Genomic DNA, 20,083 nt, shown 5'->3' with positions numbered 1-20,083 from the left:
CAGCTCTTGTGTACATCGTACGTTATGGCTTAGTGTACAACGTATACAAACGAGCGTGTAGGAGGCTGACGATGTCATGGATCCGTTGGGCACTGACTTTCCTGGGATTCCCGCTGGGCGGCTGGCTGGCGGCCGTCCTGATCGGCCCGGTCCACGGGCCGGTCACGGCCGCCGGCGCCGGAGCAATCGCCGGCGCCGCCATCGGCCTGGCCCAATGGTGGGCCCTCCGGCCCCGTGTGGGATGGGACTGGCCCGCCGCCACCGCCGCCGCAATGGCGGGCGGAAGCGCCATTGCTGTTGTAGTGACCGGAGCCGCAACGACTCCCGGCGCGCTGGCGCTGGGCGGTCTGGTGTCCGGGGCTGTTGTGGGTGCGGCCCAGGGCATCGTCCTGCGCAAGGGGCCCCGTGTCGGCGTGATCTGGGCGGCCGCGGTAGGCCTGGGCTGGGCCGCGGGCTGGTTCGTCACGGCCAACGTCATCATTGATGCGGAACGGGGCTACGTCATCTTCGGATCAAGCGGCGCGGCGGTCGCCACCGTGCTGACAGGCCTCGTGCTCCGCCGGATCCTCGGTCCGGCCGGGAAGCCCGCCGTGCCGCCCGCTGCACCAGCCGCGGCGGGGTCCGTCTGATGAGTGCCGCCGTTACCGCCGCCGTGCTGCTGATCGCGTTGCCGGTTGCATTCAATGCAGCCTTCGCCTTGCTGGCCGCCAGGTTCGACTACCCGGATATCCTGCGCCGGCCCACTGCAGAGATTCTTGAACGCTTCCGCAAGGGCGGTTCCGGATTGGTGCTCCTCTGGTGGGCGTTTGCCATGACGGCCGTTCTGCTGGCGCCGCTGGCCGTTCTGCTGGCCGCCGCCCTCGACGGCGCCCACCCGGCCCTGCTCGGCGCCGGCGTCACGGTGGGGGTGCTGGCCGCCGTCGTACAGTTCCTGGGGCTGATCCGCTGGCCTTTCCTCGTCCCCTACCTCGCCCGGGCCGACGCCGAACCGGGTGCGACGGCCGCCCGCCGGGAAGCGATCGACGTCGTCTTCCAGTCCTTCAACAGATATCTGGGCGTAGCGGTCGGCGAGCATCTCGGGTTCCTCTTCACCGGAGCCTGGAGCATTCTTGTCGGCGCGGCCATCACCCAGGGCACTGCGGTGCCCGGCTGGCTCGGCCTGGTGGGAATCTCAGTCGGCGCCGTGCTGGTTCTCTGCTCACTCGAATTCGTGGGTGCCTTCGAGCTGCGGGGCTGGAAACTCGCCGGGACGCTGACGCCGGTCGCCTACGTGCTCTGGTCGCTTTGGCTCGCCGCCACCGGTGTGGCGCTACTGATCTGAGCAGCCACGGGTTGCTCTGCCGCCGTTTCCCAGCGCCGCGGTCCGGTGCCGCCGCCGCCCAGCCGGTCGTCGGGGTTTTGCAGCCGGCAGGTCTTGAGGCTCAGGCAGCCGCAACCGATGCAGCCCTCGAGGTCGTTGCGCAGGTGTTCGAGCGCCGCGATCCGGGCGTCGAGCTCGGACCGCCACCGCCGCGAGAGCCGCGCCCAGTCCCGCTTCGTCGGGGTCCGGCCCTTCGGCAGGGAATCCAGTGCGGTCCGGATGTCCTTCAAGGGGATCCCCACGCGCTGGGAGACGCGGATGAACGCTACCCGGCGCAGCACGTCCCGCCGGTACCGCCGCTGGTTCCCGGCGTTGCGCGCGGACGAGATCAGTCCGTTGCGTTCATAGAAATGCAGGGCCGACGGCGCCACACCGCTGCGCTGTGACACCTCGCCGATGCTCAGCGGGTGGTGCGCCCCGCCCGCCAGCTGTGGCATGCTTCCCCTTTAGCCAACGCTCACGTTTCCGCCGAAAAATCCCCGGCAGAACCTCCGGAGGACGGGCCTTGACCTCAACGTTAGTTGAGGTTCTACGGTTGCGTCCATGACTATTGATCAGGCCACGCCCTTGCCCAGTCCAGCGCCCGCTCCGTCCCTGGAGTCAACCGGCATTTTCCACCGCGACTACCTGCTGGTGACGCTGGGCGCCTGTGCCCTCGTGTTCCTGGCCGCCTTCGAATCCTTGGCGGTGACCACGATCATGCCGCTCGTCAGCCGTGTGCTGGACGGGGCGTCCCTCTATGCGCTGGCTTTCGCCGGCCCGCTCGCCACCGGTGTCATCGGCATGGTGGCCGCCGGAAACTGGTCCGACCGGCGCGGCCCGGTGGGGCCCCTGTACGCGTCCGTGGCCATGTTCGTGTTGGGCCTGCTGGTCGCGGGAACAGCTGGGAGTATGCCCGCGCTAGTGGCCGGCCGGCTGGTCCAGGGGCTGGGCGGCGGTGCCATGACGGTGGCGCTGTATGTGGTGATCGCCCGGGTCTATCCGCCGCAGCTGCACCCGAAGATCTTCGCCGCGTTTTCCGCAGCCTGGGTATTCCCCTCGCTGGTGGGCCCCTTCGCCGCCGGCCTCGTGGCGCAGCTGGTCAGCTGGCACTGGGTGTTCCTCGGCGTGGTGGGGCTCGTGGTGCCGGCCCTGCTGATGATTGTGCCGGCTCTGCGGGGACTGCGGGGCACGCCGGACGGTGCAGGCCCGGTGCGGGGAACCGGCCGCACCGCTCGGGAGGACATGTCCACTCCTGCTCCGCGCAAGGCCTGGGGCTATGGGAGGCTGGCCTGCGCCGTCCTCGCGGCCCTCGCCGTGCTCGGCCTGAACCTCTCCGCAGGGCTTCCGGCGGCCGGCGGCATCGTGGCCGTGGCGGCCGTCGTCGTGGCCCTCATCGCCGTCCGCCCTCTTGTGCCGCGCGGCACGCTGACCGCCCGCCGCGGCCTCCCCAGCGTCATCCTCACCCGCGGCCTGGCCTCTGCCGCGTTCTTCGGCGCTGAGGTCTACCTGCCGTACCTGCTGGTGGAACGCTACGTCTTCTCGCCCACGTTCGCCGGCCTGACCCTGACCGGCGGCGCCGTCGCCTGGGCTGCCGGCTCCGCGATCCAGGGCCGGCTCGGGGCGCGGCTGGATCACCGCCTCGCGGTCCGGATCGGTGCGGCCCTCGTGCTCGGCGCCGTCGTCCTGGTGCTGGTGACCACGGTGCTCAGCTGGCCGGCCGCCGTTGCGATCACCGCCTGGGTGTTCGCCGGAGGCGGCATGGGGCTGATGTATGCGCGCCTGAGCGTGATGACCCTGGCCCTGTCCAGCAAGGAAAACGAGGGCTTCAACAGTTCGGCGATGTCCATTTCCGACTCGCTCGGCGGGGCGCTGTCCCTCGCCACGACGGGAATCATCTTTGCCGCGGCCACGACGACGGCGGCGTCCTTCGGCGGGGTCTTCGCGCTCACCGCGGTGATCGGCGTCGCCGCCGTCGTGGTCGCCCCACGGGTGTCCGCGCCGAAGGCGTCCGGCTGACCCATCTGACTAGCAGCAGGGGCCGTTTTGAGCGCCCAGAACGGCCCCTGCTGCGAGTTAGTTGGGGAAGGGGGTGTTTTGGCGGGCGCTTCGCTCAGCGCGCTTCCAGCCGAGTGGCGCGCAGCACGGCGTCGGTCAGGGCGGCCGCAGCGCCGTCGGGACCGATGGCGCTGCGTTGCCGGGTATCCACAACGTCGAGGCTCCACTCGGGCGCCTCGATCCCCAGTTCTACCGCCAGTTCCTCGGCGGTATAGAACCGTTCCGGCGCATGATGCTGCCCCCACGGCGGCAGCCCGTCGGGGTGGTGGCCGACCACCAGCAGGGTGCCGCCCGTCCGCACCGCCGCGGCGGCCAACTGCAGGGCCTGCTGCCAGGGCATCACCGTGGAATGCAGGAACTGGGCCGTGACCAGGTCGAACAGTTGCGCCGGAACCCAGGTGGCCAGATCCTGCCGCACCCACTCGATGGTGGCGCCGTGTCCCTTTTCCTGCGCGTGGGCCGCAGCGCGTTCAAGGGCGACGGCGGAAACATCCAGCGCCGTGACCGTCCAGCCCCGGCTGGCGAGCCAGATGGCGTCGGCGCCCTCGCCGCAGCCCAGGTCGAGGGCCGTGCCCGGAGGAAGGTGCGCGGCCTCGGCGATCAGCTGCGGATTGGGCTGCCCGCTCCACACCCTGGGGCGGCCGCGGTACCTCTCATCCCATAGCTGGGCCGCGGTGGCCTTGCTCTCGCCGTCGTTGTGCTGGTTCTCCGTCACGGTTCTCCTTCGGATCGTTCACCTCATCATTGCAGGCGCGGGGCGGCCGGACACAGGAAGATCACCGCGCGGAAACGCTGCCGAAACCTGGGTGGGGAATGCTGGGGCCAGGACGCTGGGACGAGGGGAAGGAAAAGGTCATGAATGTCGAGGAAGCAGTTCAAATCCATGCCTGCGCGGAGCTCTCCGTCGGGGACGAGATCGAGGCCTGGCACAACGGGAGGCTGTTCCACCGCGGCCGGGTGAGCCAAACGATTGCCTCCCTGGACCTGTTCTGGATGGTCGATTCGAGGACGGGAGCGCGGAGGCTGCTCGACGTCGGGACGCTGGTGATCCTGCGGTCCGCGGTAACGGTGCCGGCCGACCCCCGCGGTGTCCTGTTCCATGCCCCTGATCTGCGCGATGCGGGCCGGACCGGCGTCGGATGGTAGGCTGGTGGAACTTGATGTGCAGTGATGCCCACTCTAGATTCGGTTGATCAGTCCTGATTGGCCGGTTCCCCTGCTGGATTCCTCCCGGAATCCGATCGCAAGGAGTGGGTTTTTTCATGTGAGAGGCACATCCTGCGTCGATGAACGCGTTCTATTTGGTCCCAGCCGCCGCTCCCGAGTGGCAGCCCGGTTGATCACCTGACTTTTCTTCGGCGAACCCCCAGGCCAACCGGCACCGGGGGCCGATATCCGCACGGATACCGCCTGAAAGACTTCTAACATATGACTACTTTTGCTGCCCTCGGCACGCCCAAGGCGCTTGCCGACACCCTGACCGCCCAGGGAATCCTGGAACCGTTCCCCATCCAGGTCAAGACCCTCCCGGACACCCTGGCCGGACGCGACGTCCTGGGCCGCGGCCGCACCGGCTCCGGCAAGACCATCGCTTTCGCCATCCCGCTTGTAGCACGACTCGCTGAGCGGGAGGCCAAGCATTTCCGCAAGCCGGGCCGTCCCATGGGCCTGGTCCTTGCCCCCACCCGTGAACTGGCCACCCAGATCAACGCCACCATCGAACCGATGGCCAAGGCCATGGGCCTGACCACCACCGTGATCTACGGCGGCATCTCCCAGGCCCGCCAGGAAAAGGCGCTGCGCGCCGGCGTCGACATCGTTATCGCCTGCCCGGGCCGGCTGGAGGACCTGATCCGCCAGCGCATCCTGACCCTCGAGGCCGTCGAGATCACAGTCCTGGACGAGGCCGACCACATGGCCGACCTCGGCTTCCTGCCGGTGGTCAAGAAGCTCATGGACATGACCCCCGCCCAGGGCCAGCGACTGCTCTTCTCCGCCACCCTGGACAACGGCGTGGACAAGATCGTCCAGCGTTACCTGTCCAACCCGCTGACCCACTCCGTGGACGATCCGCAGGCCGCGGTGACCACCATGGAACACCATGTGCTGGTCGTCAACGACCAGACCGTCAAGAAGCAGCTGATCGTCGAGCTCGCCTCGGGCGCCGGCCGCCGGATGCTCTTTATGCGCACCAAGCACCATGCCCGCAAGCTTGCCAAGACCCTGACCGACGCCGGCATCCCCGCCGTCGATCTCCACGGCAACCTCTCGCAGAACGCCCGTGACCGCAACCTGGCCGAGTTCTCCTCCGGTGACGTCCGCGTCCTGGTGGCCACCGACGTCGCCGCCCGCGGCGTCCACGTTGACGACGTCGAACTGGTCATCCACGTGGATCCCCCCACGGAACATAAGGCATACCTGCACCGCTCGGGCCGAACGGCACGCGCAGGCTCCGACGGCACCGTGGTCACGCTGACCCTGCCGGAGCAGCAGTCGGACGTCAAGAAGCTCATGAAGGCTGCCGGCGTCGAGGTCAACTTCGAGCGCGTTACCGCCAACTCCCCGCTGGTCGCCCAGCTGGTCGGCGAAATGGCAGACAAGATCGATCCGCGGACCCGCGCCGCGCTGCTGGCCGCCAAGTCTAACCAGGGCGGCGGCAGCTCCACCGGCGCGAACGCCGAGCGCAAGCGCGCCCGCCGCACCACCCAGGCTGCACCCACCGCGGGTGGCCGTGGCGGCCGTGGCGGACGCGGACGCGTCGGAGCCGAGGCTCCCCGCACCGATCTTCCCCGTGCCGAGCGCCGTGCCGTGGCTTACGAGGGCCAGGCAGCCGCCCGCAACGCTGCAGAGCGTGTCCTCGAGAAGAACGAAGACCGGATGGATGCCGAGCGCGCCGAACGCCGCAGCGCCCGGGGCCGCTCAACTTCCTATGGCACGCACCGCAACGATGTTCCGGCTGCAGGCGGCCGTGCCTCGGCCGGCCGCGGCTCGGACGGACGCGCCGCAGAAGGTCGCAGCGACGCCCGGGGCGCTTCGGCTCCCCGCAGCGGCGCACCCCGCAGCGGTGCACCGCGCACCGGCGGCGCTCCCCGTACGGGTGGCGCAACCGGCGGTGCGCGCGGCGGACGTCCGGCGACGGGCCAGCGTGCAGGTGCCGGCGCCAATTCCGCTGGAAGCAAGACCGGAACCAACTCGGCTGTCTGGTCCTCCAACACCGGCGGCACCTCGGGCGGTTCCTACGCAGGTGGCGGCAACGGCCGCTCAGGCGAAGGCCGTCCGGCACGCAGCGGCGGCCCCCGCCGCGCCTCCGCTCCGGCGTCGAACGAACGCCGCAGCCGCTAAGGCCCGGTTCCGCTACACAAAGTAACCGGCGCTACGCTAAATGCCGGTCGCTACGGGAATTCCCGCAGCGACCGGCATTATGCGCATCGCAGGCGGCGAAGCGCATCGCAGGCGACGAAGCGCAGCGCCGAGCTGCAGGCCTACCAGCCGCGGGCGCGCCACTCCGCCAGGTGCGGGCGTTCCGCACCCAGGGTGGTCGGCTTCCCATGGCCCGGGTGCACCACAGAGTCATCCGGGTACACGGCGAATAGCCGCTCGCCCACATCGGTGATGAGCTGGGCGAAGCGTTCGGGATCCTTCTGGGTGTTGCCGACACCTCCCGGGAACAGCGAGTCGCCGGCGAAGATGTGCGCCGGGCCCTCCGGGTCCTGGTACACCAGCGCGATTGAGCCGGGGGTATGGCCGCGCAGGTGCACCGCTGTCACGTCGAAGCCGTCGAAGTTGCCGACGTCCCCGTGGTCCAGCAGTACATCCACCGGAACGGGCAACTCCGGGGCGTCATCCGTCCCGGCCGCGGTCTTCACACCGGTGGCCGCCACCAGGCCCGGCAGCGCACGGACGTGATCCCAGTGCTGGTGGGTGGTGGCAACCAGCGCCAGCGTCGGCGTCGCGGAGGTATCCGCGGCGGCGTCCGCCAGCACCCCCTGGATGGCGGCCAGATCATCGGCCGCATCGATCAGGAGCTGCGCACCGGACGCCTTGGCCGTGAGCAGATACACGTTGTTGTCCATCTCGCTGACCGAAATCCGGCGGATGGTGATGTCACGTAACGAGTGAATGAGCGAGTCCATGGGCTTCAGTCTACGGATCCGCTATTCACGGCCCTGGGACACCCAGCTGGGGTCCGCCGAGCGGGAGCCGACGACGGCGTCCGCTGCGGCGTCGAGCTTCTCGAGTTGCGCTGCGGTGACGTCGAGCGTGAGGGCGCCCAGGTTCTCGTCGATCCGGTGCGCCCTGCGCGTGCCGGGGATGGGGACCACGGGCAGTCCCAGCTTCCGGCCCTGGGCCAGGAGCCAGGCGAGCGCCACCTGGGCAGGAGTTGCATCCTGCCCGGCGGCGGTAAGTTCAGCCGCGACTGCCTGCACGGCGGCCACCACAACCTGGTTGGCGTCGGCGGCGTGCGCGGCGAAGCGCGGGATGGTGCGGCGGAAGTCGTTGCTGCCCAGCGTGGATGCGTCCACGGTGCCGGTGAGGAATCCCCGGCCCAGCGGCGAATAGGGCACAAAGCCCACCCCGAGCTCGGCTGCAGCGGGAACCACGTTGCGTTCCACGTCGCGGCTCCAGATGGACCATTCACTCTGGACCGCGGCGATCGGGTGGATGCTGCTGGCTTCCCGCAGCTCCCCGGCCGTCACCTCAGACAGGCCAAGATGCCGCACCTTGCCGGCCTGCACAAGCCCCGCCATGGCCTCCACGGTTTCCACTATCGGAACGCGGAGGTCACGGCGGTGCATGTAGTAGAGGTCGATGGTGTCCGTGCCCAGCCGTTGCAGGCTGCGGTCCACGGCCTGCCGCACGTAGGCGGCGTCTCCCCGGATGTCCGTGTAGCCGGTTCCGGGCGTGCCCACGAGGCCAAATTTGGTGGCGAGCTGCACGTCGCCCCGACGCTCCTTGAGCAGCCGGGCAATCAACTCCTCGTTGCTGCCCCCGCCGTAGATGTCCGCCGTGTCGATGAAGCTGATGCCGGCATCCACCGCGTGGTGCAGGGTCTTGAGGGCCTCGGCCGGGTCCACTTCCCCGTACACCGGGGTCAGGGCCATGCCGCCGAACCCCACGGGACTCACCGCGAGGCCGTCGCCGAGCCGGACTGCTGCTGCATTCATCTTCGGTCTCCATTCGCTGGTTTTCCTGCGGACCTGCCGTCCCTGCCAAGAACTCCGCCCGGCTTGGGAGTATTCCAGCGCTCCTGCCCGGTTGCTTTCGGCGCACCCCCGTCATCCTCGCCGTGCCACGGCGTGTCGGCCCGGATAGAGTGTGTGGCCGCGGACTAACCGGGAGGGAGCGTCGGGGGAGCCCCAGATTCCCGGGCCGGCAGCAGCTTCAGTCCCACGGCGCAGCCCACGATTCCGGCGATGAACAGCAATTTCAGCGGACTGGCCGGTTCGACGCCGGTCGCCATGGCCCAGCCGACCGTCAGGGCCGCGCCGGCCCCCACCCAGACGGCGTAGGCCGTGCCAAGCGGGATGCTTTTCACGGCCAGACCCAGCCCTGCCAGGCTCAGGGACGCCGTCACCGCAAAAACCACCGTGGGCAGCGGCCGGGTGAAGCCGTCGGACAGGCCCAGTGCCGTGGCCCAGACCGCCTCCAGCACGGCGGAGGCGAGCAGGATGAGCCAGGCCAGGGTCGTACCCGGCGCCTTGGTTGCCAGTTTCGTCCTACGCTTCGCGGCCATGGTTACGCCACCAGCTTCAGGCCGGCAACGCAGGCGACGATCCCGCCGAGCAGCAGGATCCGCCCCGCCGTCGCGGGCTCAACTTTGGTGAACATGGCGTAGGCGGAGGTCAGCACCACGCCGACCCCCACCCACACGGCGTAGGCGGTACCGGTGGGGATGGACTGCATCGCGACGGCCAGCCCACCCGTGCTGGCCATTACGGAGACAAGGAAGAGAACGGCAGGCGCAATCCGGCGGCGGCCCTTGGCCTGCGAAGTCCGGTGCAGGGCTGCTGCCCAGACGGCTTCCAGCGACCCGGAAAGGATAAGAATGATCCACGGCATAACGGCTCCTGTGGCCAGTCTTGTCGCGTGCCGGGTACTGAACCGTCGTCCGGAGGCCCATAAGAAGGGGCCCTGAAACCCAGCTTAGCAACGCCCCAGCGGAGAGGCGAACGTCCCGTCTCCGGCGGCGATACAGGAAGGGCTACTCCGTGACCCGGTCGATGGAAACGACGGCGAGGAAACCGCGGCCCAGGATTTCCGGCGTCGCGGTGTCCGAGCCGACGACGGCGTCGTAACGGTTAAGTGTTCGGGGCTCGACGGCGGCAGCCGGCGCCGCGCCAGCGTCGGTCTCTGCGTCCTTTCCGGATCCGGTGCCTGCAGCGCCCGGGCTGGTGGTGGCCTGGCCCTGCAGCAGGATGCCGAGCTGGCCTTCGAATATGGGGTGCGCGCGCTTCTTGGAGAGTTCGATGATCGAGGTGTAGCCCTTGAACGCGTCGGTGCGGGTGATCACGAACAGACCGCGGATGTCGCCGGTGGGCAGGGCCGCGTCCGAGTCGGCGTCGCCGGAGAACCGGAATGGCCGGTACTTCTCCAGCGGGTGCTCGGCGCCGTCGACGGTCAGCAGCAGCAGGTCGCCGTCGATCACGGTGAGGACGCGGTCCATGCCGGGGAACGCGGAAAACGCGCCGGCCTTGGATACGTCGGCGATGCTCACCCGCCAGCCCCAGCCACCGTCCTGTTCGGACGCGTCCAAGGGATGGCTGGCCAGTTCGCGGCTCACCCCGCCGCCGTTTCGCCAGGGGTGGGCTTTCAGCTCGGCAAAGCGGATGATCTCCATGCCTCCAGCCTATCCGCCGGGCCGGTGACCTCCGGGCTGCGCCGCCGTGCCACGTCATCTCGGCGCCGGCCGCGCGGTCCCGCCAACGTCCTTGCTAACCTCGGAGGCAGATACGCTGCAGAAGGAGCCGAATGTTTGTCAAGGTATGCGGGCTCAGTACCCCCGAGTCGGTGCGAACCGCGGTGGAGGCGGGGGCGGACGCCGTCGGCTTCGTCCTGACCCGCAGCCCCCGGGAAGTGACCCCCGCGCAGGTCCGGGAGCTCCTGGCCCAGGTCCCCGCCGGAGTCTCCGCAGTGGGCGTCTTCCGGCACGAAGCCGCATCAGACGCCGTCGCGGTGGCCCGTGAGGCAGGCCTCGGATGGGTGCAGCTGCACGGCGACCGCACCGCGGCGGACGTGCAGACCGTGCACGACGCCGGCCTGAAGCTCATCCGCGCGGTCACCATGTCCGCCGCGCCCGGGGCGTTCGCCGGCTGGGGCGAGGAGATGTTGCTGATCGACGCCGCCGTGCCCGGCTCCGGCGAAGCCTGGGATTACGCCTCGGTCCGGGCCAGGGGCCTTGGGGGCCTGGCGGGGGTGGCGGGCCTTGGGGGCAGGAGTTGGCTGCTGGCCGGCGGGCTGGATCCCGTCAACGTCGCGGACGCCGCGGCGCGGGCCGGCGCCTGGGGCGTGGATGTCTCCTCCGGCGTCGAATCCTCCCGCGGGGTGAAGGACCTGGCCAAGATCCGCGACTTTGTGGCGGCAGCCAAGGCCTGACCTGGCTGTCCGGCCTGACCGGGTTGTCCGGAGGCGGTGGCCCGAAAAACACCGGCAGGAATGCGGCCGGGTCCGGCCGCGTTGGCCCAATCATGAAGCGCATCGGTTTTTTGTCCTTCGGGCATTGGGGCCCCGGCGAGGGCTCCCGCACCCGGACGGCCCGCGACGCCCTGCTGCAGGGCATCGAACTGGCCGTCGCCGCCGAGGAACTGGGCGTGGACGGAGCGTACTTCCGGGTGCACCACTTTGCCCGGCAGCAGGCGTCCCCGTTCCCGCTGCTGGCCGCCGTCGCCGCGCGGACCAGCAGGATCGAAATGGGAACCGGCGTGATCGACATGCGCTACGAGAACCCCCTGTATATGGCCGAGGAAGCAGCGGCGACGGACCTGATCAGCGGCGGCCGGCTGCAGCTCGGCATCAGCCGCGGATCACCCGAACCCGCCCGCGACGGCGCCGCCGTCTTCGGCCATGTGCCGGCGGACGGAGAGACGGCCGCGGACATGGCGCGCCGGCACGCGGCCGTGTTCCGCCGCGCCATCACCGGAGCAGGCATGGCGGAAGCGGAGCCTCGCTACGCGGGCGGCGGGTCCGGGCTGCTGCCGGTCCAGCCGCATTCGCCCGGGCTCAGCGAACGGATCTGGTGGGGCGCCGGCTCGCGGGCCACCGCCGTCTGGGCCGCGGAACAGGGCATGAACCTGATGAGCTCCACGCTGCTGACCGAAGACACCGGTGTGCCCTTCGACCAACTCCAGGCCGAGCAGATCAGCCTGTTCCGGCAGGCCTGGGCCGAGGCCGGCCACACACATGGGCCGCGGGTTTCGGTCAGCCGCAGTGTCCTGCCGATCGCGGACGGCGAGGACCGGCATTACTTTGCCCTCAGTGCGCTGCGGGAGGGGAGGGACCAGGTCGGCGTGATTGACGGACTCGTGGCCCGCTTCGGCAAGAGCTACGTCGGCGAGCCGGATGCCCTGGCCCAGGCGCTGGCTGCCGATGCTGCCGTCCAGGCCGCCGATACCTTGCTGCTCACGGTCCCCAACCAGCTCGGCGTGGACTTCAACGCCAAGCTGCTCGGCACCGTGGTCCGGCACATCGCCCCGGCGATCGGCTGGGCGCCGGCAGGGACGGCCGGGACAGCGAAAGGCTAGCCGGGCCGCGGCGCCGTGGCTAGCATGGCTCCTTGGGGGAGTACCCCGAAGATCGCGGCGGGTTGGGCCCGCCACCCGTTCGAAGGAGACCGTTGTGACTCTGCCCGAAGGTTTGACCGCCGGCATCTGGACACTGGACATGTCCCACAGCGAGGTCGGATTCAGCGTCCGCCATGCCGGCATCAGCAAGGTCCGCGGCCGCTTCAACGAGGCAACCGCGGAGGCGCGGGTGCGGGATTCGCTCGCGGATGCCAGCCTGCACGCGAGCATCAGGACCGCGAGCTTTGATTCCGGTGACGCCAACCGCGACGCGCACGTCCGCGGCGCCGACTTCTTCGACGTCGAAAAGTACCCGGAAATGACGTTCCGCGCCACGGGGATCCGGGGCGACGGCGAGGACTACGTGCTCACCGGAGACCTGACCATCCGCGACGTCACCAGGCCGGTGGAGCTCGAAGTCGAGTTCACCGGCGTCGCCGTGGACCCCTTCGGCGCCACCCGCGCGGGGTTCAGCGCGGAGGCGGATATCAGCCGCAAGGCGTTCGGCCTGACCTGGAACGCGGCCCTCGAAGCCGGCGGGCTGCTGGTCAGCGACAAGGTAAAGATCAACGTCGAGGCCGCCCTGGTGAAGCAGGCCTGACGGGCTGGCCCGTCAGGCGTTCAGAAGAGCAGCAGGACAAAGCCCCCGGCCGTGGAGATGATACCGACCCAGGTGAGGATCCAGCCGATGACCCAGGCGGCGTTGTCCGGCCTGGGCGGTGCCAGCCCCCACCGGGAGGGGTGGCACACATCGTAGAAGAGTACGACGTCGGCCCCCTCCACCAGCCCGTGCGACTCGGCGGCGGGGAGCAGGGAACGGTGGTCGGCGTCCTGGCCGTCCGTCCAGCGATAGCCCGTGAAACCCCCCGCGCTGAACACCTCCCCGGTGGTTTGGATCCATCGGCAGCGCCTCCGCATGACGATCCAGCCCCAGGCCAGAAGGGGCAGACCCAGGACGAAACCCACCCAGGTCATAACTTCCAGAATCGCGCCGAAAGCGCCTCCGCCCGTGGTCATCCGAAAGACCTGGTCCGCAGCGTCAGCGCGTGCTGAGCGCGCGGCGCAGGAAGAAAGCGATACCGGCGGCCACGAGGACCAGGAGGCCCACGTAGAGCAGGAACTGGACGGCTTTCACGGCCAGGCCAACGGCCAGCAGGATGGCGGCGACGATCAGGGCAAGCTTCAGGAATGCGGGCATGGTTCCAGTATTGTGCGGATCCGGGTCTGCGCAAAGCTCCGGGCACTGGAATGACGTCCTGGCACGCGAATTCAGGGAAGGTTCAGGGCCAACCCCTAGCCAGGATCTGTCCCCGGCGGGAGAGAATAGTGCCATGAAGACACTGCTTAACATCATCTGGCTGCTCTTTGGCGGCCTTTGGCTGGCGCTCGGGTATTTCGTGGCCGGGATTATCTGCTGCCTGCTGATCGTCACCATCCCGTGGGGGCTCGCGTCATTCCGCATCGCGTCCTACGCGCTCTGGCCCTTCGGCCGCACCGTTGTGGACCGCCCGGGCGGCACCGGATTGTTCTCGCTGCTGGGGAACGTCATCTGGCTGCTCGTGGCCGGCATCTGGATCGCGATCGGGCATGTGGTCACCGCGTTCGCCATGGCGGTCACCATCATCGGCATCCCGCTGGCCATTGCCAACCTCAAGCTCATCCCGGTGTCCCTGATGCCGCTGGGCAAGCAGATCGTCCCCAGCGACAGGCCGTTTGTGACGGGCTACAGCAAGGCCTACCGCTAACCCGAATCGAGGAGGAACACCGCAATGTCTGAGCATGCCGCCGCCGAACCTGCAATGCCTGCGCATGGAGTTTCCCGGGGGAGTGCCCCGGATGATGAGCTGACGCTGGTCATTACGCGCGAGTTCCAAGTATCGATCGCCAGCGTATGGTCCGCCCTGACCGACCCGGACGAGGCTCCGGCCTGGTGGGGTCCGCGCGGCTTCCACACCCCGCGTGAGAGTGTCGATGCCGATCTGGAGGTCGGCGGCCTCTACCGGGCCTGCATGATCCAGGACAGCACCGGGCAGGAGCACTGGTGGAGCGGCGTCCACACGGACATTGAACCGCCGAACCTCTTCGTGTTCACCCATGCGTGGGACAAGCCGGATGGCACACGCGGCCACGAGACCGAGGTGACGTTCGAGCTGGAGGAGATCGACGGCGGCACCCGGATGACCTTCCGGCAGGGCCCGTTCGACACCCTCGAAAACCGGGACGGCCAGGGCCAGGGCTGGCGGGAGTCCTTCGACCGCCTGGCCGAGCATCTCCGGCGGAGCGCCTAGAAACCAAGCAACGCGGGGTCACTTAGCGCCCATAATCCGGGCTTGGATGGGCGCTAAGTGACCCCGCGTTGCTGTTAGGGGGCTGTTGGCAGGGTGCGGCGGTGGCCGCTCACGCGAGCTCGCCGTTCAGGTTCCGGTGCGCCGACTCCTGCCACAGTGCCCGGCCCCGCGGGGTGTGGAAGAGCGGGTCCAGCTCTAAGAGCTGACGGACGACGACGGCGCGCCCGGCGGCGAAGTCGTCGTCGCCGATGTGCGCAAAATCCTGCCGGACGGCGGCCAGATACCGGGCGTAGGCGGCCGGCTCCCCGCCCAGTACGGACAGGTCCGCGTCGCTGAGCAGTGCGGCAGCCCCGTCGCCGGGCTTCGGGCGGTGGTCCGCGGTCATCCGCACCAGCCGGGCCACCTCGTCCACCTCGGCGCCGGGGAGCCCCGCATGGGCAAGCCGGTCCTCGGCCAGCCGCGCGGACTCCTCCTCGTCCTGGCCCGCAATGCCGCGGTAGACGGCGTCATGGAACCAGGCGGCGAGCAGCACAGTGCGGGGCGGATCGGAGGGCCCCGTCAGCAGATCCAGGGCCTCCAAAACCGCCAGCAGGTGCGTGCGGCCGTGGTACTTCCGGTGCTCCTCGCCCCAGCGGTCCAGCAGATCGAGGAAGAGCGCGTCGTGGCCCGGCAGCACCTTGTTCCACCGGGTCAGCAACGGGAGTTTCAGTGAGCCGCTGCGCCGCCGGGCCGGGATCCGCAGGCCGCTCGCGATCAGCTTGCGGACCAGGATCCGGCCTTCCACCGGGGCGGCGCCGGCCGCCACGAGGGTAGCGTACCGGGCCTCGGCGACGTCGTAGTGGTCGCCGTCGAACGCCCGCTCCGGGACGCCGGCCGCCGCCGCGAAGGCGTGCAGCTCCTCAAGGGAGGTGTCCGAGATCAGGTGCGAGAAGTGCGTCCCGTGCGCCGGCCAGAGCGGAGGGTCAAGGTAAATGGCCATGGAGGAAGCGTAGCCCGCGGATCAGCCCTGGCTGGCGTCGGTGGCGGCGGTATCGGACTGCTCTTCCTTCGGTGTCCGCGCACGGTGCGGTTTGGAGCGCACGCCTTCGCCCTTTTCATTCAGCCGCGTCTCGTGCTCGGCCTCCGCGATGGCCTCGGGAGTGATGCTCCCCCCTGAGTTCCAGGCCTTGATTGCGGCCCAGCCCACCGCCACGAGGGGAACGGCAAGGATGGCGCCGATGATGCCGGCGAGGATGGTGCCGGCGGTGAGGGCCAGCAGGATGACGAGGGCATGGACGTTGAGCGCCTGGCCCATCACAACGGGCTGCAGGAAGTTGCCCTCCAGTTGGTTGACGACGATCACCACGATGATGACGATCAGGGCCGCGAGTGGACCGTTGGCGACCAGCGCAACAAGCGCAGCGAGGACGCCGGCCAGGGTGGCGCCGATCAGCGGGATGAAAGCGCCGATGAACGTCAGCGCGGCGAGCGGCAGGGCGAGCGGCACCCCCATGAGCACAAGCGCCAGGCCAATGAAGAACGAATCCACCAGGGCCACGATGGAGGTTCCGCGCACATAGCCGCCGAGCACATTGAGGCTCCGCTCCCCGGCCCGGCGAGCCTTCACCAGGTTCTTACCCTTGAACGCCCGCAGCACAAAGGCCCAGATGCTCTCGCCGTCCTTCAGGAAGAAGAACAGAATCACCGCCATGAGCAGGGCGCCGGTGATGAAGTTGCCGGCCGCGCTGAGCCCGGAGATGGCGCCCGCGCCGACGGTGCTGCTCGTGGCGAAGTCGACGACGGCGTCGCGCGCCTGCTGGATCTGCCCGTCATCGACCGGAATGGGGCCGGTCCGCACGAAGGCATAGACCCGGTCGAAGCCCTCTGTGGCTTTACTGGCCAGTTCCCCGGCCTGACCGACGATGGCGAAGACGATGCCGGTGATGAGGCCGCCGAACGCCAGCAGGAGCACCAAGAACGAGAGTGTCGTGGCGGCGGTGCTGGGCCAGCCCCGGCGGCGCAGCCAGTGGACGAAGGGTGCGATCGCGGCGGCGAGGATCAGTGCCAGCAGCGCGGGAATCACCACGAGCCGCACCTGGATCAGGGCATAGACCACAACCACTGACAGGACCAGCAGCAGCAGGACCTGGGCGGTCCTGGTGCTGGCGCGGCCCAGGCTGTCGTTCCAAGGGGTTGTCTTTTCCGGACTGGCCATGCTGTTCTGTCTCCCACTGTCGGATGGTCATGTTGCTTACCAACCGTCTCACAGCCCGGGGGCGCACGGCCGGAGACAGGCCCACGGACGGCCCGTCCCGGTCGGCAACCAGCTGCCGGAATCCCGGGCCGGGCAGGTGCCGGGCCGACTCGATAGTGACGTCCCGCCCCTCCCCAAGATTTTAGGACCGAAGCGGCCGACGGGGCTACGGGAATCGCCCCCGATGCGGCAAACGCCCCACGGATGAATCGAATTTGCGGATACATTTCCGCCAGAAGTCCGCAGATGCGGGTTAGAGTTTCTGTATGCCTAATATTCGCGTTTCCGAGGCCGCACGGTTCCTGGGCGTCAGCGATGACACCATCCGCCGCTGGACCGAGAACGGAAGCCTGACTCCGCTCAAGGACGACGCCGGGCGGCTCGCCGTGGACGGTCTGGAGCTCGCCCGACTTGCCCGGGAACAGGCCCAGCTGCCGGATGACCCGGCCAGGACGGGTAGTTCGGCCCGGAACCGCTTTGTCGGGCTGGTCACCGCGATCACAGCGGACAAAGTGATGGCCCAGGTGGAACTGCAGTGCGGGCCCTTCCGGGTTGTATCGCTGATGAGCAGCGAGGCCGTGCGCGAGCTCGGCCTGGAGCTCGGCTCGGTGGCGACCGCCGTCGTCAAGGCCACCACGGTGATCATCGAGACGCCGAAAGGGAAGGGCATCGTATGACGCGCACCGGAAGGACCGCCGGACTGGCCCTTGCCCTGTCTGTGGCCGCGGCGCTCGCCGGCTGCGGCGGGCAGGGTTCGGCCGGGTCCGGTTCGGCCGGGTCCGGTCCGGGCGGCGCCGGCGAGACGCTCACCGTCTTCGCCGCTGCCTCGCTCAAGGCACCTTTCACCGCGCTCGCCGCCACGTTTGAGGAAACGCATCCGGGCACTAAGGTGCGGCTCAGCTTCGCCGGTTCCTCAGACCTGGCAGCCCAGCTCGGACAGGGAGCGCCGGCGGACGTGTTCGCCTCGGCTGATGCGAACACCATGGCCAAACTAAGCAGCACCGGCCTGGTGGACGGATCAGCCAGGGACTTCGCCAGCAACGTCCTGGCCATCGCCGTGCCGCCGTCAAACCCCGCGGCCATCCGGGGCCTCGCGGATCTGGCCGGCCCCGGCGTAAAGGTTGTCATCTGCGCGCCCCAGGTTCCCTGCGGCGCCGCCACGAAGATGGTCGAAAAGGCTGCCGGCGTCACCCTGAAGCCGGTCAGCGAGGAGTCGTCCGTGACCGATGTCCTGGGCAAGGTCACCTCGGGCGAGGCCGACGCCGGGCTGGTCTACGTCACGGATGTCCGGGCAGCCGGGGACAAGGTCACGGGAATCGCCTTCGCCGAGTCGGCCGGGGCCGTGAACGCCTACCCCATCGCCGTGCTGCGGAGCAGCAGGAACAAGGACCTCGCCGCAGCCTTCACCGCCCTGGTCACCGGCGCCGGGGGCAGGAAGATTCTCAGCGACGCCGGATTCGGTCCACCGTGAACGGTCGCGGCGCGGAAGGCCATGCGTACAGCGGGATCCCCCGCTGGGTGGTGGCCCTGGCCGCCGCCGGGGCGCTGTTTGTGCTGCTGCCGCTCGCGGCCATGGTGGCCAGGGTCAACTGGGCGCAGTTCATCCCGCTGCTCACTTCGGAGGCCTCCCTCACCGCCTTGGGACTGAGTCTCCGCACGGCAGCAGCGAGTACCGTCCTGTGTGTGCTGTTTGGCGTGCCGCTGGCCCTCGTGCTGGCCCGCGGCGACTTCCCCGGCCAGCGGCTGCTGCGCTCCTTCGTGCTGCTGCCGCTCGTGCTGCCTCCGGTCGTGGGCGGCATCGCTTTGCTGTACGCCTTCGGCCGGCAGGGGCTGCTGGGTAAGAGTCTCGAAGTGGCAGGAGTCCAGATAGCCTTCTCCACGACCGCGGTGGTGCTGGCCCAGACGTTCGTTGCCCTGCCGTTCCTCGTGGTCAGCCTCGAAGGTGCGCTCCGCACGGCCGGCAGCCGGTACGAGGCCGTCGCCGCCACGCTCGGTGCGCGCCCCTCCACGGTGCTGCGCCGGGTCACGTTGCCGCTGGTCCTGCCGGGACTCGCCTCCGGGGCCGTGCTTTCCTTCGCCCGCAGCCTCGGCGAATTCGGGGCCACGCTCACCTTCGCCGGCAGCCTCCAGGGAGTCACCCGCACGCTGCCGCTGGAAATCTACCTGCAGCGGGAAACCGACGCCGACGCCGCCGTCGCGCTCTCCCTGTTGCTTGTCACGGTGGCGGTGATCGTCGTCGGGCTCACGTACCGGAGCCCGGCACCGGCCGGGTCCCGCAGCACAGGATCCCGGCATGCGGTGGCCCGCGACGCCGGCCAGCGCGACCCGGTGACGCCATGACGTTCACTATCGACGCCGCCGTCGCCGACCGCCGCTTCGAGGTCGCGTTGAGCCTGGGGCCGGGCGAGACGGTCGCCGTGCTGGGGCCAAACGGGGCCGGCAAATCCACCCTGCTCTCGGTGGTCGCCGGGCTGCTTCGCCCGGACACCGGCCGGGCCGAGGTGGACGGCAAAGTCCTGTTCGACCTGGGCCCCGGGCGGAGGACCTGGACCGCACCGCACCGCCGCGGAACCGCTCTGCTGGCCCAGGAGCCGCTGTTGTTTCCGCACCTGAGTGCGCTCGAAAACGTGGCCTTCGGGCCCAGGAGCAAGGGAATTCCCAAAGCAGAAGCGCGGGAGACCGCCCGGCACTGGCTCGCCGAGGTCGACGCCGGCGAGCTCGCCGCCCGGCGGCCCGGCGAACTGTCCGGCGGCCAGGCCCAGCGTGTTGCGGTGGCCCGGGCCCTCGCCGCGAACCCGGAGCTGCTGCTGTTGGATGAGCCGATGGCGGCCCTGGACATCCATGCGGCCCCGCGGCTGCGCCGGCTGCTGAAACGGGTCCTCGCCGGGCGCCGGGCTATTGTCGTCACCCACGATGTCCTGGACGCCTACATGCTCGCGGACCGCGTGATCGTGATGGAGGGCGGCCGGATCGCCGAGGAGGGCCCCACCCGGGAGGTGCTCCGGCGCCCGCGGAGCAGCTTTGCCGCCGGACTGGCCGGGCTGAATCTTGTGTCCGGAACCGTGACGCCCGTCGGCATCCGGTCCGGCGGGGGCCTCGAGTTCGCCGGCCAGCACGACGGCCCGCTCGTCGCCGGGCAGGCAGGCGTGGCGGCGTTCCCGCCGTCGGCCGTGTCCGTCTTCCTGGCCGAGACGCACGGGAGTCCGCGGAACTCGTTCCCGGTGACCGTCACGGATCTGGAGCCGCACGGGGACCAAATCCGGGTCCGCGCCGGCGAGCTGTCCGCGGACGTAACCCCTGCTGCCTCCGCCGACCTCGGCCTTACTCCCGGCCTTGCGGTTTACTTCGTGGTCAAGGCCGCGGCGGTGTCCATCTATCCGGCGTGACG

Annotated in this window: 25 protein-coding genes and 1 riboswitch; of the genes, 14 read left to right on the top strand and 11 right to left on the bottom strand. The window is 69.5% G+C overall.

The features are described from left to right. The first annotated feature begins 71 nt into the window (after window positions 1-71). Together ACZYZE_RS10765 and ACZYZE_RS10760 are read left to right on the top strand one after the other, a co-directional pair. Complete coding sequence (locus ACZYZE_RS10765) at window positions 72-629, top strand: hypothetical protein (protein ID WP_463907600.1); 558 nt, start codon at window positions 72-74, stop codon at window positions 627-629. After that, entirely contained in the window at window positions 629-1,321 is a 693-nt protein-coding gene (locus ACZYZE_RS10760; protein ID WP_463907599.1) for a DUF4386 domain-containing protein, read from the top strand. Before ACZYZE_RS10765 ends, ACZYZE_RS10760 begins: the two co-directional genes overlap by 1 nt. Here the strand turns inward: ACZYZE_RS10760 and soxR are convergent. Further along, window positions 1,267-1,797 carry a redox-sensitive transcriptional activator SoxR gene (gene soxR / locus ACZYZE_RS10755; RefSeq protein WP_463907598.1) on the bottom strand — a complete coding sequence of 177 codons (531 nt, stop codon included), beginning with the start codon at window positions 1,795-1,797 and terminating at the stop codon, window positions 1,267-1,269. The genes ACZYZE_RS10760 and soxR overlap by 55 nt on opposite strands. Before the next feature lie 106 nt (window positions 1,798-1,903). Here soxR and ACZYZE_RS10750 point away from each other — a divergent pair, with 106 nt between their 5' ends. Continuing rightward, window positions 1,904-3,358 (top strand): MFS transporter, encoded by a 1,455-nt coding sequence (locus tag ACZYZE_RS10750; RefSeq protein WP_463907597.1) that lies wholly within the window; start codon window positions 1,904-1,906, stop codon window positions 3,356-3,358. A 94-nt stretch (window positions 3,359-3,452) separates the two neighbouring features. Here the strand turns inward: ACZYZE_RS10750 and ACZYZE_RS10745 are convergent, their stop codons facing one another. Beyond that, window positions 3,453-4,112, bottom strand: coding sequence for a class I SAM-dependent methyltransferase (locus tag ACZYZE_RS10745; RefSeq protein WP_463907596.1), 660 nt, complete (start codon window positions 4,110-4,112; stop codon window positions 3,453-3,455). 140 nt (window positions 4,113-4,252) lie between these two features. Here ACZYZE_RS10745 and ACZYZE_RS10740 point away from each other — a divergent pair, with 140 nt between their 5' ends. Continuing rightward, on the top strand, window positions 4,253-4,543 hold the full coding sequence (locus tag ACZYZE_RS10740; RefSeq protein ID WP_463907595.1) for a hypothetical protein: 291 nt from the start codon (window positions 4,253-4,255) through the stop codon (window positions 4,541-4,543). A 282-nt stretch (window positions 4,544-4,825) separates the two neighbouring features. Continuing rightward, entirely contained in the window at window positions 4,826-6,739 is a 1,914-nt protein-coding gene (locus ACZYZE_RS10735) for a DEAD/DEAH box helicase (RefSeq protein ID WP_463907594.1), read from the top strand. Window positions 6,740-6,879: 140 nt separating this feature from the next. On the opposite strand, the gene ACZYZE_RS10730 is transcribed toward ACZYZE_RS10735, so the two are convergent. The 5 genes from ACZYZE_RS10730 to ACZYZE_RS10710 all read right to left on the bottom strand — a co-directional run bounded on the left by ACZYZE_RS10730 (window position 6,880) and on the right by ACZYZE_RS10710 (window position 10,235). After that, window positions 6,880-7,530 (bottom strand): MBL fold metallo-hydrolase, encoded by a 651-nt coding sequence (locus ACZYZE_RS10730; RefSeq protein WP_463907593.1) that lies wholly within the window; start codon window positions 7,528-7,530, stop codon window positions 6,880-6,882. Window positions 7,531-7,551: 21 nt separating this feature from the next. Next, on the bottom strand, window positions 7,552-8,562 hold the full coding sequence (locus tag ACZYZE_RS10725; protein ID WP_463907592.1) for an aldo/keto reductase: 1,011 nt from the start codon (window positions 8,560-8,562) through the stop codon (window positions 7,552-7,554). 164 nt (window positions 8,563-8,726) lie between these two features. Further along, on the bottom strand, window positions 8,727-9,131 hold the full coding sequence (locus ACZYZE_RS10720) for a DMT family transporter (protein WP_463907591.1): 405 nt from the start codon (window positions 9,129-9,131) through the stop codon (window positions 8,727-8,729). A 2-nt stretch (window positions 9,132-9,133) separates the two neighbouring features. Beyond that, the gene (locus ACZYZE_RS10715; RefSeq protein ID WP_459318961.1) at window positions 9,134-9,457 is read right to left on the bottom strand and encodes a DMT family transporter; all 324 of its coding nucleotides are present in this window, start codon (window positions 9,455-9,457) and stop codon (window positions 9,134-9,136) included. Window positions 9,458-9,466: 9 nt separating this feature from the next. After that, window positions 9,467-9,533: riboswitch (guanidine-III (ykkC-III) riboswitch) on the bottom strand. 66 nt (window positions 9,534-9,599) lie between these two features. After that, window positions 9,600-10,235, bottom strand: a complete 636-nt coding sequence (locus tag ACZYZE_RS10710; protein ID WP_463907590.1) for a HutD/Ves family protein — start codon at window positions 10,233-10,235, stop codon at window positions 9,600-9,602. 131 nt (window positions 10,236-10,366) lie between these two features. On the opposite strand from ACZYZE_RS10710, the gene ACZYZE_RS10705 reads away from it, so the two are divergent. From ACZYZE_RS10705 to ACZYZE_RS10695, 3 genes are all read left to right on the top strand, one after another. Further along, window positions 10,367-10,990 (top strand): phosphoribosylanthranilate isomerase, encoded by a 624-nt coding sequence (locus ACZYZE_RS10705; protein ID WP_463907589.1) that lies wholly within the window; start codon window positions 10,367-10,369, stop codon window positions 10,988-10,990. Between the two features lie 92 nt (window positions 10,991-11,082). Next, a complete protein-coding gene (locus ACZYZE_RS10700; protein WP_463907588.1) occupies window positions 11,083-12,135 on the top strand; it encodes an LLM class flavin-dependent oxidoreductase in 1,053 nt (350 codons plus the stop codon). 94 nt (window positions 12,136-12,229) lie between these two features. Continuing rightward, window positions 12,230-12,775: a YceI family protein gene (locus tag ACZYZE_RS10695; protein WP_463907587.1), complete on the top strand. Its 546-nt coding sequence runs from the start codon at window positions 12,230-12,232 to the stop codon at window positions 12,773-12,775. 20 nt (window positions 12,776-12,795) lie between these two features. Here the strand turns inward: ACZYZE_RS10695 and ACZYZE_RS10690 are convergent, their stop codons facing one another. Further along, the gene (locus ACZYZE_RS10690; protein WP_459318966.1) at window positions 12,796-13,191 is read right to left on the bottom strand and encodes a hypothetical protein; all 396 of its coding nucleotides are present in this window, start codon (window positions 13,189-13,191) and stop codon (window positions 12,796-12,798) included. 22 nt (window positions 13,192-13,213) lie between these two features. Then, window positions 13,214-13,372, bottom strand: coding sequence for a hypothetical protein (locus ACZYZE_RS10685; RefSeq protein ID WP_459318967.1), 159 nt, complete (start codon window positions 13,370-13,372; stop codon window positions 13,214-13,216). A 133-nt stretch (window positions 13,373-13,505) separates the two neighbouring features. Here ACZYZE_RS10685 and ACZYZE_RS10680 point away from each other — a divergent pair, with 133 nt between their 5' ends. Together ACZYZE_RS10680 and ACZYZE_RS10675 are read left to right on the top strand one after the other, a co-directional pair. Then, window positions 13,506-13,919, top strand: coding sequence for a YccF domain-containing protein (locus ACZYZE_RS10680; RefSeq protein ID WP_459318968.1), 414 nt, complete (start codon window positions 13,506-13,508; stop codon window positions 13,917-13,919). Between the two features lie 24 nt (window positions 13,920-13,943). Then, on the top strand, window positions 13,944-14,462 hold the full coding sequence (locus ACZYZE_RS10675) for an SRPBCC family protein (protein ID WP_463907586.1): 519 nt from the start codon (window positions 13,944-13,946) through the stop codon (window positions 14,460-14,462). A gap of 109 nt (window positions 14,463-14,571) precedes the next feature. Here the strand turns inward: ACZYZE_RS10675 and ACZYZE_RS10670 are convergent, their stop codons facing one another. Next, window positions 14,572-15,441 (bottom strand): DUF4031 domain-containing protein, encoded by an 870-nt coding sequence (locus tag ACZYZE_RS10670; protein WP_463907585.1) that lies wholly within the window; start codon window positions 15,439-15,441, stop codon window positions 14,572-14,574. 21 nt (window positions 15,442-15,462) lie between these two features. Next, on the bottom strand, window positions 15,463-16,656 hold the full coding sequence (locus tag ACZYZE_RS10665; RefSeq protein ID WP_463907584.1) for an AI-2E family transporter: 1,194 nt from the start codon (window positions 16,654-16,656) through the stop codon (window positions 15,463-15,465). Between the two features lie 305 nt (window positions 16,657-16,961). Here ACZYZE_RS10665 and ACZYZE_RS10660 point away from each other — a divergent pair, with 305 nt between their 5' ends. The 4 genes from ACZYZE_RS10660 to ACZYZE_RS10645 are packed head-to-tail and all read left to right on the top strand — an operon-like array spanning window position 16,962 to window position 20,081. Beyond that, window positions 16,962-17,372, top strand: a complete 411-nt coding sequence (locus ACZYZE_RS10660) for a TOBE domain-containing protein (protein ID WP_459318972.1) — start codon at window positions 16,962-16,964, stop codon at window positions 17,370-17,372. Further along, window positions 17,369-18,166, top strand: coding sequence for a molybdate ABC transporter substrate-binding protein (gene modA, locus ACZYZE_RS10655; RefSeq protein ID WP_463907583.1), 798 nt, complete (start codon window positions 17,369-17,371; stop codon window positions 18,164-18,166). The genes ACZYZE_RS10660 and modA overlap by 4 nt, the downstream gene beginning before the upstream one ends. After that, window positions 18,163-19,035, top strand: coding sequence for an ABC transporter permease (locus ACZYZE_RS10650; RefSeq protein ID WP_463907582.1), 873 nt, complete (start codon window positions 18,163-18,165; stop codon window positions 19,033-19,035). The genes modA and ACZYZE_RS10650 overlap by 4 nt, the downstream gene beginning before the upstream one ends. Then, window positions 19,032-20,081, top strand: coding sequence for a sulfate/molybdate ABC transporter ATP-binding protein (locus ACZYZE_RS10645; RefSeq protein ID WP_459318975.1), 1,050 nt, complete (start codon window positions 19,032-19,034; stop codon window positions 20,079-20,081). Before ACZYZE_RS10650 ends, ACZYZE_RS10645 begins: the two co-directional genes overlap by 4 nt. The last annotated feature ends 2 nt before the right edge of the window (window positions 20,082-20,083 follow it).

Source organism: Pseudarthrobacter woesei (assembly GCF_055412745.1).
This window is presented reverse-complemented; position numbering and strand designations above follow the sequence as displayed.

Coding starts and splice junctions, on each gene's coding strand:
- ACZYZE_RS10750 (WP_463907597.1), top strand. CDS start 1,904: ATGACTATTGATCAGGCCACGCCCTTGCCCAGTCCAGCGCCCGCTCCG.
- ACZYZE_RS10685 (WP_459318967.1), bottom strand. CDS start 13,372: ATGCCCGCATTCCTGAAGCTTGCCCTGATCGTCGCCGCCATCCTGCTG.
- modA (WP_463907583.1), top strand. CDS start 17,369: ATGACGCGCACCGGAAGGACCGCCGGACTGGCCCTTGCCCTGTCTGTG.
- ACZYZE_RS10670 (WP_463907585.1), bottom strand. CDS start 15,441: ATGGCCATTTACCTTGACCCTCCGCTCTGGCCGGCGCACGGGACGCAC.
- ACZYZE_RS10675 (WP_463907586.1), top strand. CDS start 13,944: ATGTCTGAGCATGCCGCCGCCGAACCTGCAATGCCTGCGCATGGAGTT.
- soxR (WP_463907598.1), bottom strand. CDS start 1,797: ATGCCACAGCTGGCGGGCGGGGCGCACCACCCGCTGAGCATCGGCGAG.
- ACZYZE_RS10735 (WP_463907594.1), top strand. CDS start 4,826: ATGACTACTTTTGCTGCCCTCGGCACGCCCAAGGCGCTTGCCGACACC.
- ACZYZE_RS10690 (WP_459318966.1), bottom strand. CDS start 13,191: ATGACCACGGGCGGAGGCGCTTTCGGCGCGATTCTGGAAGTTATGACC.
- ACZYZE_RS10645 (WP_459318975.1), top strand. CDS start 19,032: ATGACGTTCACTATCGACGCCGCCGTCGCCGACCGCCGCTTCGAGGTC.
- ACZYZE_RS10730 (WP_463907593.1), bottom strand. CDS start 7,530: ATGGACTCGCTCATTCACTCGTTACGTGACATCACCATCCGCCGGATT.
- ACZYZE_RS10710 (WP_463907590.1), bottom strand. CDS start 10,235: ATGGAGATCATCCGCTTTGCCGAGCTGAAAGCCCACCCCTGGCGAAAC.
- ACZYZE_RS10705 (WP_463907589.1), top strand. CDS start 10,367: ATGTTTGTCAAGGTATGCGGGCTCAGTACCCCCGAGTCGGTGCGAACC.
- ACZYZE_RS10760 (WP_463907599.1), top strand. CDS start 629: ATGAGTGCCGCCGTTACCGCCGCCGTGCTGCTGATCGCGTTGCCGGTT.
- ACZYZE_RS10765 (WP_463907600.1), top strand. CDS start 72: ATGTCATGGATCCGTTGGGCACTGACTTTCCTGGGATTCCCGCTGGGC.
- ACZYZE_RS10700 (WP_463907588.1), top strand. CDS start 11,083: ATGAAGCGCATCGGTTTTTTGTCCTTCGGGCATTGGGGCCCCGGCGAG.
- ACZYZE_RS10660 (WP_459318972.1), top strand. CDS start 16,962: ATGCCTAATATTCGCGTTTCCGAGGCCGCACGGTTCCTGGGCGTCAGC.
- ACZYZE_RS10665 (WP_463907584.1), bottom strand. CDS start 16,656: ATGGCCAGTCCGGAAAAGACAACCCCTTGGAACGACAGCCTGGGCCGC.
- ACZYZE_RS10725 (WP_463907592.1), bottom strand. CDS start 8,562: ATGAATGCAGCAGCAGTCCGGCTCGGCGACGGCCTCGCGGTGAGTCCC.
- ACZYZE_RS10680 (WP_459318968.1), top strand. CDS start 13,506: ATGAAGACACTGCTTAACATCATCTGGCTGCTCTTTGGCGGCCTTTGG.
- ACZYZE_RS10715 (WP_459318961.1), bottom strand. CDS start 9,457: ATGCCGTGGATCATTCTTATCCTTTCCGGGTCGCTGGAAGCCGTCTGG.
- ACZYZE_RS10740 (WP_463907595.1), top strand. CDS start 4,253: ATGAATGTCGAGGAAGCAGTTCAAATCCATGCCTGCGCGGAGCTCTCC.
- ACZYZE_RS10720 (WP_463907591.1), bottom strand. CDS start 9,131: ATGGCCGCGAAGCGTAGGACGAAACTGGCAACCAAGGCGCCGGGTACG.